Annotated in this window: 7 protein-coding genes; all 7 read right to left on the bottom strand. The window is 76.0% G+C overall.

Annotated elements, in window-relative coordinates; all coding sequences use genetic code 11:
- Positions 1–1,536, bottom strand: a 1,536-nt coding sequence (locus E0D90_RS05525) for a hypothetical protein (RefSeq protein WP_130796815.1), incomplete at its 3' end; no start/stop codon positions are given.
- A complete protein-coding gene (locus E0D90_RS05520) occupies positions 1,533–5,135 on the bottom strand; it encodes a vWA domain-containing protein (RefSeq protein ID WP_130796814.1) in 3,603 nt (1,200 codons plus the stop codon). The genes E0D90_RS05520 and E0D90_RS05525, both read right to left, overlap by 4 nt.
- Before the next feature lie 5 nt (positions 5,136–5,140).
- Complete coding sequence (locus E0D90_RS05515; RefSeq protein ID WP_130796813.1) at positions 5,141–6,370, bottom strand: ATP-binding protein; 1,230 nt, start codon at positions 6,368–6,370, stop codon at positions 5,141–5,143.
- Positions 6,367–11,415 carry a hypothetical protein gene (locus E0D90_RS05510; protein ID WP_130796812.1) on the bottom strand — a complete coding sequence of 1,683 codons (5,049 nt, stop codon included), beginning with the start codon at positions 11,413–11,415 and terminating at the stop codon, positions 6,367–6,369. The genes E0D90_RS05515 and E0D90_RS05510 overlap by 4 nt, the downstream gene beginning before the upstream one ends.
- Positions 11,412–12,266 (bottom strand): DUF4132 domain-containing protein, encoded by an 855-nt coding sequence (locus E0D90_RS05505; RefSeq protein ID WP_130796811.1) that lies wholly within the window; start codon positions 12,264–12,266, stop codon positions 11,412–11,414. The genes E0D90_RS05510 and E0D90_RS05505 overlap by 4 nt, the downstream gene beginning before the upstream one ends.
- Positions 12,267–12,635: 369 nt before the next feature.
- Positions 12,636–14,168, bottom strand: coding sequence for a hypothetical protein (locus tag E0D90_RS05500; protein ID WP_130796810.1), 1,533 nt, complete (start codon positions 14,166–14,168; stop codon positions 12,636–12,638).
- A gap of 178 nt (positions 14,169–14,346) precedes the next feature.
- Positions 14,347–15,330: a 2,3,4,5-tetrahydropyridine-2,6-dicarboxylate N-succinyltransferase gene (gene dapD, locus E0D90_RS05495; protein ID WP_103504162.1), complete on the bottom strand. Its 984-nt coding sequence runs from the start codon at positions 15,328–15,330 to the stop codon at positions 14,347–14,349.
- Between the last annotated feature and the right edge of the window lie 134 nt (positions 15,331–15,464).

Below are 15,464 nucleotides of genomic sequence, written 5' to 3'. Positions count from 1 at the left end.
GGTCAGTAGCGCGCGTCCTCCGGCGGCGGCCTGGTGGAGGCGGCGGCGCAGCAGGTGCAGTGGCGCCCCGGCGAGGTGCGGGGCAGGTGTCACGGACGGTGCGGGGGCTGGCGAGGTGGCAGGGGGAAGGTCGGCGGTCCGGAGCCGTTCGAGGCCGAGGTTGACGTGTGCGTCGTCCTGGGTCGGGTGGCTGACGGCGAGTAGCTGGGCCCGGGGGTGGGCCGCCGGGAGTAGGCGCGCGATGGCCCGTAGGCGCAGCCCGGGGCGTGAGGCGAGGAGGCGGAGGTTGTCCCGGTACGGCAGGGCCGGGTGGTCGTGGGCGAGCGTCAGCCGGACCGTCAGGCCCTCGCTGTGGGCGAGGAGGCAGTCCCCCGCCGCCTCGCGCACGGTTCCGAGGAGTGTGACGGTGAGGAACAGCAGGTCGTCGCGGCCGGGTGTGGGGTTGTCGCGGGCGGCGAGGGCGCGGGCCGCCTGGTCGGCCGGCGGCTCCTCCCAGAGGGCTGTCAGTGGGGCGGCGTTCCACGGGGTGCCCACGGCGCGGACCGCGCGGACTCCGGCGCCCGCGCCGAGTCGGCCGGACGCGGAGAGAGTCCCCCCGGAGACGGCGAGTCCGGAGCGCGACAGCTCACGGTGGGTCAGTGCGGTGTCGCCCATCCGAACGGTGCGCTCCCCCGCTGCCGCCGCCCTGGTCGCACCGCCGGGGGTGGTGTCGTTCACGGTGTATCTGCGGCCGGTGGCGTCGGCCGTCCAGGTCACGGCTCCGGCGTACCCGCCGGGGGTGAGGACCGGCTCGGTGAACAGGCCGTGGAGACGTAGCGATCCCTCGGGCGTGTAGGCGCGGCGGGCCGTGCCGCGCAGGGCGACGAGTTCCGGGCCGGTGGCGGCGGGAATGCGGTGGGCGGCGTGCAGCACCTCCCGCAGGCGGTCGGCGAGTTCGGGCAGTCGGTGCTCGGGAGCGGCGGCGCGGGCGGCGCGCAGCTGGGTGACGACCGAGACGGCCGCGGCGGCCGGGCGGTGCAGGCCGGCCAGCCGGGCAGTGTGCGCGGCGCGCAGCAGGTCGGCCTGATGGACGGCGCCCGCGCCGTCCCGTCCGGTGTCGAGGGCCGCGGCCGCGGCGGTGAAGAGTGCCGCGCAGGCAGTGGTCTGCTCGTCGGTCGGCGCGGCGGGGGTGTCCGGGACGGGTTCGGCCGCGCCGGTGGTGGTGCCAGGACCAGGACCAGGACCAGTGCCGGTGCCGGTGCTTGGCGGGTCGGCGACGGGGGCGGCGGAGACGGCGGCCGCGCGGTGCACGCAGGCGGGGGCGAGCAGGCATCCGCAGCGCACGGCGTCGGCCGTCGTCACCGTGCCGCCGGGCGCGTGGAGTTCGACCACGGTCTCGTCGTCCAGTGCGATCCGCACGCTGTCCCGCTCGCGCACCATCGGCAGGGCCGTCAGTTTGGCGACGGCCCCGTCGAGGCGCTTGCGGAGACGGGGCGAGAGCGCGGCGACGATCTCGGCGGTCACGCCCGGGTCGACGGCGGGCAGAGGTGTGCTCATGAGACCTTCTCCCCCACCCAGCGGGCGAGTTCCAGCGGGCTGAGCGCGGCCACCGGCATTCCCGCCGCGACCAGCTGACCGGCGATTCCGGTCGCGTAGCGCGGCCGGCCGGTGTCGTCGAGGCTGGCGCAGCCCAGGATGTGGCAGCCGGCGGCGACGAGGGTCCGGACCTCGGCGAGCAGCCCGCCGACGGGGTAGCCCTCTTCGAAGTCGCTGATGACGACGATCAACGTGCGGGAGGGCACGGCGACCAGTTCGCGGGCGTGGCGCAGCCCGGCGGCGATGTGGGTGCCGCCCCCGACGCTGACCTCCAGCAGCAGGGACAGCGGGTCCTCGACGTGGTCGGTGAGGTCCATGACCTTGGTGGAGAAGGCCAGGAAGTGGGTGGAGAGCGCCGGAACCCCGGCCATCACCGACGCCGTCAGCGCTGCCCAGACAGTGGAGGACTCCATCGACCCGGAGACGTCGGTGACCAGGATGAGCCGCCAGTCGGCCGACCGTCGCCCACGGGTGTGGAAGACGGGGTGCTCCGGGACGATCCGTACCGTGCCGTCCGGTTGACGGCGGGCACCGGCGAGATTGGCGCGGACCGTGCGTGGCAGGTCGAGCGGGCCGCCGGGGCGGCGGGAGGGGCGGGGCTGGATCGCGCCGTGCAGGGCGGGGCGCAGCCGGGTCGACAGTGCCCGGGTCAGCTCCTCCACCAGCCGTCGGACCAGGGGCCGCAGGGTGGCGAGGCGTGACTCGGGGAGACCGCCCGCGTGGCGCAGCACCGTGCGCAGCAGTTCCACGGAGGGGCGGACGCTGTCGGGGTCGAGTTCGGCGAGGACGTCGGTGCGGCCCTGTTCCGAGGCGGCCGCCAGGACCTCCTCGCGGATGCCGGGGCCGAAGAGCGCGGCGAGCTCCTCGGACCAGGCGCGGACACCGGGGTAGGGGGCCTCGCGTCCGCCCCCGCCGCCAGGGGCGAGGTCACCTCTGCTGCCTTCGCCCCGGCCCTGGCCGTAGAGCTCGTCGAGTGCGGTGGCGTACGCGGTGGCGTGCGCGGGCAGGGCGGCGGCGTCACGTCCGAGGACGAGGCGCCAGCGGTCCTCGGCCCGCAGCGTGGGGTGAGGCGGCGGGGCTGTCGCCGCCGGGGCGGCGATGTCCCCCTGGACGACGGCGTCCCCTGCGGCGGGGAAGGGGACGGGAGCGCCGGGCGCCGCAGCGACGGCGGGGCCGGGCGCGGGCACGGCGGAGGCGCCACTGGGCAGGAGCCCGAGCCGGTCGAGGACGGTACGGGCGTCCAGGTCCGCGCGGGCGTGGACGGCGAGCGCCACCGGATCGGCGGCGAGTCCGGGAACGGCAGCGCCGAGGCGTTCCTCGACCACGGCCAGGAGCCGTTGGCGAGCGGCCGGGCTGAGGGTGTCGAATCCGCCGCGCAGTGCGGGGAGCCGGTCCAGGAAGTCGCGGTCGGTCAGCTCGGTGACACGTGCCAGCAGCGGGTCGAGCACCTGCGGGACCGCCTCCAGGAGCGGTCCGGCGGCGGTCAGCAGGCCGGTCAGCCGGGTGGTGAGGGTCGCCCGGCCGGGCGCGTCGGTGGCGGCGTCGGTCCAGCCGGCGGCGCGGTCCCCGAGCACGGCGGCGTCGTGGTGGCCGAGCAGGACCAGGACCGCTCCGGCCGCGCCGCGCATCAGGGGCGAGCCCTCGGCGGCGAGGTGCTCCAGCGCGGCGGCCAGCCGGATACCGCCGAAGAGGTCGGCCCGGTGGGCGAGTTCGACGAGTGCGCGGGCGTCCTGCGGTTCCTCCGAGCCGGTCAGGCCGTCGAGTTGGCGCACGGCCGCGGTGGTGAGGGTCTCCGCCGTTCCGGCGGCGCGCGTGGTGCGGTGCTCCTCGGCCGGGAGGCCGGGGATGTGGCCGGAGCGGACGCGGTCCAGCAGGGTGAGCGCGTCGAGGAGTTCGGGCAGGGTCGCGGAGCCGGGGAGGATGTCGGCGGTCTCGGTGAGCCGCTCCTCCGCCAGCCGCTCCAGCCCGCAGGCGGCGGCGTCGGCGAGACCGGTGAGGATCTGCGCGGCGGTCGGGCCCCCTTCGTCGTGCTCGGCGCGGTGCCTCTCCCGCAGGACGCCCTCGGCGGCCTGGGCGGCGGTCACCCCGCGGATGCTCGCGGCGGTCAGCACCCCGGCGGTGGCCGGTGTCCAGCGGATCTCCCAGCGGGAGGTGAGGGCGTCGGCGCCGCCGGTGCCGGCCACCTCCTTCGCCTCGGCGTACGGGACGCCGCACACGGACAGGCGGCGCAGCAGCAGTTCGCGGCGGCGGTCGAGGCCGGAGCGCAGCGGGTCGAGCCGGAGGTCGCGGCTCTCCCGGGCGGTGTCGTGGGGGCCGGGCAGTCCCAGCTCCTCCAGTTCGCGTTCGACGGCGGGGGCCAGTCCGCCGCGCGGCGCGGCGGGAGTGGGGGCCCCGGTGCGCCTGCCGACGAGTACCTCGTCCAGGGCGCGGGCGACGGCGCGGCCCCGCCCGTGGAGCTCTCCCTGGACCAGCACGGTCTGGACGGCCTCCGCCAGCTCCCCGCGACCGGGCGCGGGCAGGTTGCGCAGGCGGGCGAGGTCACCGGCCAGACGGGTGATCTCACGGGCGTCGGCCGGGCCGGAGGGGTGGCCGAGGCCGCGCAGCGCGGCACAGATCCGGACGGCGGTGGCCGTGACGGCGTCGTCGAGGGCGGCCGGGTCGCCGGCGCTCGTCAGCACCTGGTGCTGCCACTCCGGGTCGCGGATACCGGCCGGGTAGCCGGAACGCTCGTCGAGCAGCGCGTAGCTGTAGGGGATCAGGGAGACGGACCAGTCGCCGCCCGGCGCCCGGTCGCTCTCGTGCTCGTCCGTGCCCGGTGTGCCCGTGGCGCCTCCCGGGCCGCCCTCGGCGCCGGCCAGCAGCGCCGGGGCGTGGAAGGCGCCGATCACGGCCGCCACCCGGCGGCCGTCGGCGACGGCTTCCGCCAGGCAGGCCCGCATATGACGCTCGCGGGCCAGGTCGACCGCCGGGATCCCGTCGCGGGCGTCGTGCCGCAGTGCCCAGCCCGTCAGCAGGGCCGCCCGGCGGATCGCTTCGGGCGACGAGCCTGGGGCGGTGGCCTCCACCAGGCGGTCCCACAGGTCGTCGCCGGAACGGCCCGTCACCCGCTCACGCAGGGCGGTGCGCAGGCCGCCTCCGTCCACCGGCCCGGGGGTGCGGACGGCGTTCCAGCCCGGGTCGGAGAGAGGCAGGTCGCAGGCGACCACGGGCACCCCGGCGCGGGCGGCCCACCGCACGGCCGCCAGCTCGGGGGAGAAGTCCGCGAACGGGTAGAAGGCGGTTCCGGTCCTCCCACGCGCAGAGCCGTCGGCTCCGGCGGAGTCGCGGGTGGCGACCGCCGCGAGTGCGACCGGAGCGGTGGTGGCCGGGTCCGCCAGCCAGCGCAGCCAGGGCTGTGTCTCCGCCGGCAGCTCCACCAGGAGTACCTGGGGGTCCGCCGCCGCCAGCAGTGCCGGGACGGCGGCGGCCAGCGCCGGCGAATGGTGGCGGACGCCGATCAGGTAGGGCGCGCCGGGAGCGGTCAGCGCCTCCAGCGCCTCACGCGGCGGGGAGCCGGGCACGGTCCTCAGCCCTCCAGCACGGTGCGGAGGTCCCACAGCGCGCGCCAGGTCGCCGCGCCCTCTTCCGCGCGGCGCCGCACCGGGCCGTCCCAGTAGCCCCGCAGCCGGGCCGCGTCGGCGGGGTCGTCCTTGCGGACGACGCCCAGGAGGTGGCCGGGAAGCAGCTCCAGCACGTCCCGGTCACCGGGGAAGTAGGCCGCGGCCAGCCCCAGGGCACCGGCGACGGCGACCGCCTCGGCGGTGCTCATCACGGTCGAGGGCCGCTCGACCTCCCAGCCCTCGGCGGAGCGCCCCTCCCGAAGGTCCCGGAAGGCGGTGACCAGGGCTTCGAGTACCGCGTCGTCGACCTGGAAGGCGGCGCCGGAGCGCTCCAGCGCGGCGCGGGCCTGGCGGCGGACGAGCGCCGTCTCGGCGTCGAGGTCCCCGATCGCGCCGACCGTCTCGAAGTTGAAGCGCCGTTTGAGTGCCGCCGACATCTCCGAGACGCCCCGGTCGCGGAGGTTGGCGGTGGCGATCAGGTTGAAGCCGGGGGTGGCGTGGGCCAGGCCGTCCGGTCCGCCGGCGAGTTCGGGTACGGCTATCCGCCGCTCGGAGAGCAGCGAGACGAGGGCGTCCTGCACCTCGGGCAGGCAGCGGGTGACCTCCTCGACCCGGCCGATCGCTCCCCGGGACATGGCGGTGAGGACCGGCGAGGGGACCAGGGCGGCCGGGCTGGGGCCGCCCGCCAGCAGCTGGGCGTAGTTCCAGCCGTACTTCAGCTGGTCCTCGGTGGTGCCGGCGGTGCCCTGGACGACGAGCCCGCTGGTGCCGCAGACGGCGGCGGCCAGCAGTTCGGAGAGCATCGACTTGGCGGTTCCGGGTTCGCCGACCAGCAGCAGTGCCCGCTCCCCGGCGAGGGTGACCACGCACCGCTCGACCAGGGCGCGGTCCCCCACGAACTTCCCGTCGATGACCAGCCGCCGGGGTGTCCCCGCCGCGGCGCGGGCGTCGTCGGGCAGGGTCAGCGCCGCGCCGTGGGAGCCCATGACGAAGGTGACGACGGAGCGCGGGGTGAGCCGCCAGCCCGGCGGGCGGGGGCCGGAGTCGTGGGCGGCGAGGAAGGCCAGCTCGGTGGCGTGGAGATCCTCGGGCGGGACGATCTGCCGGACGGGGCGCGAGGCGTCCTGCCCGGACGCGGTGCCGCCCCCTGCGGGTGCGGTGCCGTCCTCTTCGGGTGCGGCGGCGGTGGCGGTCATCGGCGGGCCTTCCGGGTGGTGCGGGTCTTCAGTTCCTCGAACGCCGGGCCGTCGCCGGAGCGCAGCCGTCGCCAGGCGAGGGCGAACAGCTCGGGCACGGACAGGTAGGGGTGGGCGCGGTGGGAGACGGAGAGCGGGTAGAGCGTCTCCTTCCAGGTCTCGACCGGCAGTGCGGGGGACTTGAGGTCGAGCCAGCCGCCGGGCAGGAAGAGACCCCGGCCGGCACGGGCGCGCTTGGCCTCCACGACCAGCTCCGTCCCGGCCAGCTCCGCCCGTGCCCGCTTGGCCCGCGCGGGCTTCCACCCGGTCCACCGCACGCAGTTGCGGTCGGTGGGGTCGGGCAGGGCGAGGAGCTGGAGGTAGAGGGTGGCGGCGTCCTCGCCGAGGTCGAGGGCGGCGACGGCCTCCGCGACCAGCTCCGGCACGCTGTGCGAGGGGTCCTGCGCGTGGCCGGGCGGCCCGTCGGCGGCGAGCGCCCGCGCGAACTCCTCGTCGTGGAGGGTGCGCAGGGCGCCCATGCTGTGGGTCCGTCCGCCGACCAGCCCCTCGATGATGCCGTGGGCCGGGTCCTGCGGGCCGGTCAGGCCGGCGGGCCGCACCAGCACGGCCTCGGTGTCTCCGTACGCCGGGCGGAGCGCGAACGCCTCGCCGACCGGGGTGGTGCCGTCGCTGTCGGCGCCGCCGGTCGCGGGCAGTCCGTAGGCGGCGCGCAGCTGCGGGGCGGTCGGTTTGCCGGCCTCGGTCCAGTTGATGCCGAGGTCGAGCAGGAGGCCCGGGTCGGAGAGACGGCGGCGCAGCGCGGCCAGCCCTTCGGGGAGCCGTGCCCGCAGCGGATCGCCGTAGGGCAGGTGGTAGGCGAGCGAGGCCAGTGCCTCGGTCGCCTGTGCCAGCCTGCGGCCGCCGGGGAGGGCGGCCGGGTCCTCGGCGACGAGCCGCCCGTCGGCGTCGGTCCGCTGGACGGTGGTGCGCGCGAGCCACGGTGTCCGGGAGGGGTTGAGGACCGGGTCGGGATCGCCGGTTATCAGCCCGAGCAACGCGAGTTCCTCGGGTACGCGGACGTGCCCGCCGAGCAGTTCGGCCCAACGGCCGGAGGCCGCGGCTGTGTCCGGGCCGGTGGTCCACAGCTGGGCCGGGTCCTCGGGGAGCAGCGCCGCCAGCAGTGCGGAGGTCCGCTGTTCGCCGAGCGCGGCGAGCCGGGCCTGACCGACCTTCCACTGCTGGCTCTTGAGTCCGGTCAGGGAGAGGACGGCGGCGTGCGGGTTGTCCGGCTGGGCGGCGAGCAGCAGCGCCGCCTCGACGGGGCCCAGCGCCCCGCCGGCGACGGCCGCAGCGAGGGCGGCGGGAGCGTCCTGGTTCCAGGGCGCGGGTCCCTTGTCGGCGATCAGCCTGGCCACCGGGTCCAGCCGCTCCCCCGTCCAGGGCTCGGCGAAGGGCGCCTCGGAGTCGAGGGAGAAGCCGGCGACCGCGCCGAACCGCCCGGTGGGGTCGTGGTCCAGGGCGTCCCAGCGGATCCGGTCGGAGCCGTAGGGGACCCTGCCGTGGAAGATGACCACGGTGCGGTCGCCGTGCCGCAGGACCTGCCCGGCGCGTTCCTGGCGGTGGTGCTCGAAGACCTTCTCGCTCAGGGTGATCCGGCGCGTCACCCCGGCGGCACGGGCCAGCGGTCCCTCCGTGATCGCGGTGAAGAGCAGCAGCAGCGCCGCGCGGTGCTCCTCGGGCACGGTGGGTGAGGCGGCGCGGTAGGCCAGTGCGCGCAGCCGTTCCAACAGCGGTGTCCAGTGCAGGGCCGAGGTCGGGATGACGTGGTCCTCGGTGGTCCACCCGTCGCTGAGGGCGGGCAGCGCCTGCGCACGGGGCAGCGGCCTGCCGTACGCGGGCTTGCCGGAGAGCACGTGGTTGACGGAGCGGATCTGGCGCAGCGCGGTCCACTGGCCGCTGCCGGCCCACCTGGCGATGTCCTCGCCGACGCGGTGCACGGCGTGGCGCAGGGTGCCGTCGTCGCCGTGTTCCGGCTGGTGGTCCGCGAACATCTCCCGGCGGCGGGGGGTCTGGGGTGCGGTGGTGGTGGGAGGCGCGGTGAACTCGTTCGCGGTCTCGGCGTGCTGGAGAGCGGTGAAGACGAGGGAGAGGATGCCGGTGAGCAGCCCGGGGTCGGTCACGGCGGGCAGCTCGGCGGCGACCGCGGCCAGCAGCGATCGCTCCAGCGTGCGGCGGGCCTCGGCCGCTTGCGGCGACTGGGCCTCGCTCTCTTCGTCGTGCCCCTCGTCCTGGTCGCCGCCGGAAGCCTCGGTGGCGGCGGCGTAGTCGGCGATGGCGGCGGCGGAGGTCTTCAGCAGCGCCGCCATCTGGGCGTCGGTGACCTCCCGCAGGGCACGGGAGGCGGCCTCCTCCCGGGGCCGCAGGGCGTGCCAGAAGGCCAGCGGCGGCACCAGGGGGGTGCCGGCCGCGAAGTCGCCGCCGCGCTGGTTCGGGGTGACGTGGCCGAGCGCACCGGTGGGGCTGGTGTCGTCCGGGGCGTGCAGGCTGACGCGGGACATCCGCCAGGCGGCGACGGGAGCGGCTCCACCGGGCAGGGTGAGCGCGCCGAGGGGGAAGCCGGGGCGGCGGGTGCCGTCCCCGTCGAGGGTGACCGTGCGGCCGTCCGGGGTACCGGCGGTGTGTTCACCGGTGGACGCGGCGGTGCGGACCCAGCGGCCCAGCACGGATCCGTCGGTACCGAACGGGCTCTGCTCCAAACCTGGTTGCAGCGGCAGCACCTGGCACGCGTCGTGGTCGAGGGCCGCTTCGTCGGTGACACCGGCCCGCAGGAGCGCCGGGAGTGAGGCGCGGCCGTGCGCGCCGGTGGCCGGGTCGTACTCCAGCCACACCTGTTTGCGGCCCTGCCTGCCCTGACGCCAGTAGGTGGTGCCGTCACCGATGATCGGGCGGTTCGGCGGCAGGGTGGTGTCGCCGACGTGCAGGGTGCGGCCGCCGGTCGCCCGGCCGCCGCCGGGCAGCGGCAGGGAGACCGTGCCGGTGTTGCCCGAGGACCAGCGGGGAACGGCCTCGCCTGCCGGGGTGAAGACCTCGGTGGGACGGTTGGACCAGTAGGCGTGGACGGTGGAGTCCTGCCACCACAGCACCATCAGTTCACCGTCGACGTACCGGAAGTGGGGCGCGTGGTGGCGGTTCTGGGCAGCGACCGCCGGTATCCGCATGTCGTGTTCGAGGAGGATGCCGTCGGGGCCGACGACCAGTGCCTTCTCGCCGCGGGCCAGGATCAGGGCGGGCCATGCCTCGCTGACGATCACGCCGCCCCGCCCGCGCCGGGTGTCGGCGCTGGTCTCGCTGTCGAGGCGGTCGAGGGCCTCCTCCAGTGCGGGCCAGCCGAGTTCGTCGAGGATTCCGGTGCGCAGCGTGCGGGCCAGCAGGGGCGCCGTGGAGTGCGCCGCGACCCGGGTGATCGCCGCCGGGTTGGTGGTGACGGCGACCGGCCGGAAGGGGCGGAGCCGGGCCAGCGCGTCGTGGGCACCGGGCAGGCCGGCGGCCGCGAGGTACTGGTCGGCGGCCTCGTCCAGCCAGTCGTGCAGGACCCGGCCGGTGACGGGGTGGGCGGCGAGACGCTCCAGGGTCTGGCCGCTGGGGCGCTGGCGGCCCAGCGCGCCGACGGCCCGGTGCAGCATCGGCAGCAGCCGCGGGTCGACGGCGAGCGCGGTGAGGTCGCGGCGGTCGGGGCTCTCCTCGCGCAACCAGTGCTCAAGGGGGAGGTGCACCTCGGTGCCGGCCGGCGGGAGGGCGAGCGGCACGCGTTCGGCGACGCACAGGTCGAGCAGGTCGAGGTCGGCGGTCTGGCGCCAGCGGCCGGAGACGATGTCGACGGGGCGGTCCAGGCGCCGCAGCCGGGGCGCCATCCGGCGGACGAGGTCGAGAGTGGCGGGCGAACGGTGCGACCCGGAGCCGCCGCGTTTGCGGTGGGCGGCCCAGCGGGAGAGCCAGGTCGCGGGGCAGACGGCGTCCTGCGCGCCGGGGCCCCCGGCGGGCTCGTCGTCGGCCGGCGCGTCGTCGATGAGCAGCGCCGTGGCTCCGGTCGCGGCGAGCAGCTCCAGCCAGTACGTGTCGGCGGCGGCCACGCTGCCGAGTTCGGTCGGCATGATCTCCAGCAGCCGGGCGCGGACGGACGGTTCACGTCCGGCCAGGCTCACCAGTCGGTCGCGGTAGGCCGTCCAGAACGAGGCGGGCGCCCGCACCACGGCCGGCGAGGCCACGAGGTCGGCGAGGAAGGACTCCTCCTCCGCCTGCCGGTCCAGACCGGCCGCCTTGATCAGGCCGCGGGAGTCCTGGGGCAGCGAGGCGTACGGGGGCAGGCCGGCGGCGCAGCGTTCGACGGCGAGCTGCCGGTACTGGCGCCACGCGTCGGCCGGGTCGAGCCGCCGCGAGAGGTCACGCACGTACTCCTTGAGGGACTTGACCGTGAGGGCTCCGGCGAAGGCGAACTCCAGGAAGACCGCGCGCTGCCGGTCCTCGTCGATCGCCAGGCCGTGGACACGCTCGGCCTCGCGGGCCTTGCCGAAGAACGTCGCGGCGTAGCCGGTGTTCTCGTGGCGGAGGTAGATCCGGGCGGCCTGCTCGTGGAAGGTGGGGAGGAAGTGCGGCACGGCACGGCCCAGCCGGGCCGCCAGCTCCTCGAAGCCCTCCTTGGCGGCGCCGGCCCGGGATTTCGCCTGCCGGGCGAGGCGTTCGATGTCCTTGACCAGGGCCAGGGCGTGGTGGCCGTTGGCCGGGTCGTTGACCAGGGCCCAGGCGGGGAAGCCGAGCGTCTCGCGGCGGACCTGGCCCACGGCCGGTGCCTCGCCCCGGCGTTCCAGGCCGAGGAACTCCAGCGCGAGGTCCTCGGCGTCGCCGAGGGTCCCGGGAACGAGGCGGACCACGCACCGGTCCCCCAGCGCGGGGTGGGTGTAGGTGCGGGCGGTCAGGACGTCGGCGTCCTCCCGCTCGGTGCTGCCCGACGGCAGGACCGCGCCGGCGTCCAGCATCAGCGCGGCGGTGGTGGCGTCGTACCCGGTCATGCTGCCTGCTCCTCGTTCTCGGTGTCGCGTCCCGCGTGGAGCGCGGCGGCCATCCGCATGCCCTCTGACCAGGCGACCGGCCCGATGTCTCCGGCCCGCAGGGTGCGGCCGGCCGCGTTCGCCCAGCCGAGGGCGCCGGTCTCGGTCTCGCCGTAGCCTTCGTAGTCGCCGATCCACACCCGCGCTTCGAGGGTGCGGCCGTCCTCGACCACGGGGCAGACCGCGTAACCGCCGCGGACCCGGTAGCCGAGCTGGACCGTGCGGCCCTGGAGGAAGCGCAGTTCCTTGTAGACGCCGCCGGCGTACTCCTCGACGGCCGTGGTCGCCGGGTCGAGACCCGCGGGCCGGTACCAGACCTCGCGGAAGAGCTGTCCGGCGCGCTGGTCGACGCCGAGTTCGACGGCGAACTCGCGCAGCTCCGCCAGTTCTTCCAGCAGCACGGGGTGCGGGACGCGGACCATCGGGGGCGCGATGCGCACCGTGTCGCCGTCCAGGTCGACCAGTCCGAGGCCACGCTCCGGATCGGCGTCGCGCAGGAATCCGGCCACGGCGCCGTCCTCACCGGTGACGACGAGGTCGCGCAGCACGGCCTGCCAGGCCGGGTCGGGCCAGACCCGGCCGAGCGCGGCGAGCGGCACCGGGAGCGATCTCACCATCCACCGCTCGACGTCGGCGAGGCAGTCGCGCTGGTGCCGCTCCAGCCACTCGGCGAGCTGCTTGAGGCCGACCACCGCCGGGTGGTCGCCGAGTTTCGACGGCACGCTCTTCAGGCGCCTGCCCGACGCGTTGCGGCAGACCACCTTTCCCGCTTCGAGAGCGACCTCGTAGTCGCCCGCTTCGACCCACCCCATTGCGCGCCTCCCACGGCATGCCGACAACTGACGCATGGCCGAAAACAGTTGCCTCGGTCACACGCTCCGTACGCTACGACGCACCACTGACACGCGGTCCCCCGGGCCGACGATCGCGGGCGGGGTCCGGCGGCCCCGCCGGGCCATCGGCCGCCGTGTGCGGCGGGCGGCGTGCGGTGGGCCGCGCGACGCGCGGTGCGGCGCGGTGACTTCCAGGACGCGGAAACGAGCGCCGCGGTTCGCATGTGTTGTGCGCGGGGGGCGCGGACGGCGCAGGAGCGCGGGGCGCACGCGGCGGGCGGCCGACCGTCTCACGGTCGGCCGCCCGGGCCCACGTCGAACGCGCCTCTCACCCGAGGCGCGCGGTCTCTACTCCGCGGCGCGCTCCCCCGCACGGGAGCGCGCCCGGTTGGCGGCGCGGCGGGCCTCCTTCGCCAGGGTGCGGTCCGGGTGGAGGCGGCCGACGGCCTCCAGCACGTCCGCGGTGGCCGGGTGGTCGACCTGCCAGGCGTGCTCGAAGAAGCCGCTGTGCTGGTCGGAGAGGCCGCTGACCAGTTCCTGGAGTCCTGACTGGTCGGCGTCGTCCAGCTGGGCCGCGAGGGTGTCGACGGTGAGCCAGAAGACCAGCTCCTCCGAGGGCGGCGGCACATCGGCCGCGCCGCGCTCGGTCAGCCAGACGCGGGACAGTCCGCCCAGCTCGGGGTCGTCCAGCACCTCACGCAGGGCGGGCTCGGCGTCGGCGCCGACGAACGACAGGGCGAGCTGGCAGGTGAGGCGTCGACCGGGTGCCAGCGGGTCCTCGCCACGGGCGGCGGCGAGCAGTTCACGCGTGGCGGCCAGGGGCTCGCGTGCGGCGAGCCACTGCTGCACCTCGGCGTGGGCGGCCGCCTCGGGCAGATCGGCGAGGGCGAGCAGCAGCACCTCGGCCTTCTCCTCGGAGAGGTCGCCGACGACCGGTACCTCCAGCCCGGCACCGAGCATGCGCTGCCGAACGCCGTGCAGGCCGAGCGGGGTCAGCCGGACCTGCCCGTATCGGGTGAGGTCCTCCTCGTCGTCGGGCAGCGGCGGCGACTCGGCCTCACCGTCGGCGATGTCGGTGACGTCGGTGACGAGGGTGTCGTCGACCGGGTCGTACTCCAGGAGGCCGGTGGCGACCAGGATGCGGAACTGCTCGTCCAGCCGCATCATCACCGACGACACCTCCTCCAGCACCTCGTCGGTGGGCTCCCCCATGTCGTCGGGGACGACCATGGAGGCGGCGACGACGGGGAGGGGCACCATGGCCCCGGCGGCGACGTCCTCGTCCGTGGCGGTCAGCAGGTAGAGGTTGCCGAGGGCGGAGTCCAGGAACTCGCCCTCCTCCTCGGGGTCCCAGTCGAGGGAGTCGAGGTCGATGGCGTCGGGGTCGATCTCGCCGGAGGCGTCGATCACGCCTTCCATGCCGCCGAGCAGGGACTCGAAGCTGGGCGTCGCGGCGTCGGCCAGGACGGCGTCGAGGCCACCCGCCCAGATCTCCAGGATGTCGGAGGGGCCGCCGGTGGTGAGCAGCGTCAGCTCCTCGCCCGGGGTGGCGCTGCCGACGGTGGCCTCGTCGGCGCCGTCCGCGGCCGGGGCGTCGTCGGACTCGTCGATCTCGACCAGTCCCGTGTCGACGGCGAAGCACCACGCCTCGGCGGCGGAGGCGGCGCCGTCCTCGTCGGCCTCCAGCTCCAGGTGGGTCACGGCGCGCGCCAGGTCGGCGTCGAGGAGTTCTCCCCCGGCGCCGACCGGGACTCCCGCCTCGGCCCAGCGGGCGAGGCGGGCGGCCCGGGCCAGCAGCGGGGAGGCGAGGGCGTCCCGGGCCAGTTCGGCTTCGGCGGGCAGCCGCACGGGCGGCAGGGTGGGACGGTCGGCACCGGACATCGTGCGGGGCTCCTAGGTCAACGCTGGCTGTGGCCGGACACCACCCTAATCGGGATTTGTCCCCGGCAGTGCGCACGCCCCGGGCCCCGCCGCCCGGTGGCGCCCGGCGGGCGTGCGGCCCCGCCGGGCGCCGGTGGCGGCGGGGCCGAAACCGGGCCGCCGGCGGACCGACGGCGCGTCAGTTGTGGCTGTGCAGCGCGGCGTTGAGCCCACCCCAGGAGCCGCTGCGCTGCAGCGCCTCGACGGTGCCGGTGGTGGAGTTCCGGCGGTAGAGGAGGTTGCTCGCGCCGGACAGCTCGACGGCCTTCACCGTCTCGCCGTCGGGCAGCGTCACCCGGGTGCCGGCGGTGACGTACAGCCCGGCCTCGACGACGCAGTCGTCACCCAGGGAGATGCCGATACCGGCCTCCGCGCCGAGCAGGCAGCGCTCGCCGAGCGAGATGGTCTGCTTGCCGCCACCGGAGAGGGTGCCCATGATCGAGGCACCGCCGCCGATGTCGGAGCCGTCGCCGACGACGACGCCCGCGCTGATGCGGCCCTCGACCATCGAGGTGCCGAGCGTGCCGGCGTTGAAGTTGACGAAGCCCTCGTGCATCACGGTGGTTCCGGCGGCGAGGTGGGCCCCGAGCCGGACACGGTCGGCGTCGGCGATCCGGACCCCGGCGGGCACGACGTAGTCGGTCATCCGGGGGAACTTGTCGACGCTGGTCACCGCGAGGTGGGCGCCGGTGGCACGGGCGGCGAGCCGGACCTGCTCCACGCGGTCGGCGGGGACCGGGCCGAGCGAGGTCCACGCGACATTGGCGAGCAGGCCGAAGACGCCGTCGAGGTTGGCGCCGTGCGGGGCGACGAGCCGGTGGCTGAGCAGGTGCAGGCGCAGGTAGCCGTCGTGGGCGTCCGCCGGCTTCTCCGCGAGGGAGGAGATGACGGTGCGCACCGCGACGATCTCCACACCGCGGACCGGGTCGGGCCCGAGGATCTGGCCGACGCTCTCGCCGAGTTGCTCGGCGGCGTGCACCGGGTTGAGCCGCTCGGTGCCGGAGGGGCCGGGTTCGGCGACGAGTTCGGGGGACGGGAACCAGGTGTCGAGGACGGTGCCGTCGGCGGCGAGAGTGGCGAGACCGGTCGCGACGGCGCCGGAGGCGGTGTGAGGTGCGGTCATGCCCACACGCTAACGGGCGGGCGGCGGACCGGGCGAACCGGTCCGCCGGGCGGACCGGGCGCGTCGTGCGCCCGGCCCGCCAGGCCGGTGGCCGGGTGGCCGGGTGTCCGGGTGTCCGGTGTTCAGCGGCCGGT

The organism is Streptomyces otsuchiensis (assembly GCF_004305975.1).
In the GTDB taxonomy this organism is placed as follows: Bacteria; Actinomycetota; Actinomycetes; order Streptomycetales; family Streptomycetaceae; genus Streptomyces; species Streptomyces otsuchiensis.
Note: the sequence above shows the minus strand (reverse complement) of the source record. Positions and strands in the feature narration are given on the sequence as shown.

Coding starts and splice junctions, on each gene's coding strand:
- E0D90_RS05515 (WP_130796813.1), bottom strand. CDS start 6,370: ATGACCGCCACCGCCGCCGCACCCGAAGAGGACGGCACCGCACCCGCA.
- E0D90_RS05510 (WP_130796812.1), bottom strand. CDS start 11,415: ATGACCGGGTACGACGCCACCACCGCCGCGCTGATGCTGGACGCCGGC.
- E0D90_RS05505 (WP_130796811.1), bottom strand. CDS start 12,266: ATGGGGTGGGTCGAAGCGGGCGACTACGAGGTCGCTCTCGAAGCGGGA.
- E0D90_RS05500 (WP_130796810.1), bottom strand. CDS start 14,168: ATGTCCGGTGCCGACCGTCCCACCCTGCCGCCCGTGCGGCTGCCCGCC.
- dapD (WP_103504162.1), bottom strand. CDS start 15,330: ATGACCGCACCTCACACCGCCTCCGGCGCCGTCGCGACCGGTCTCGCC.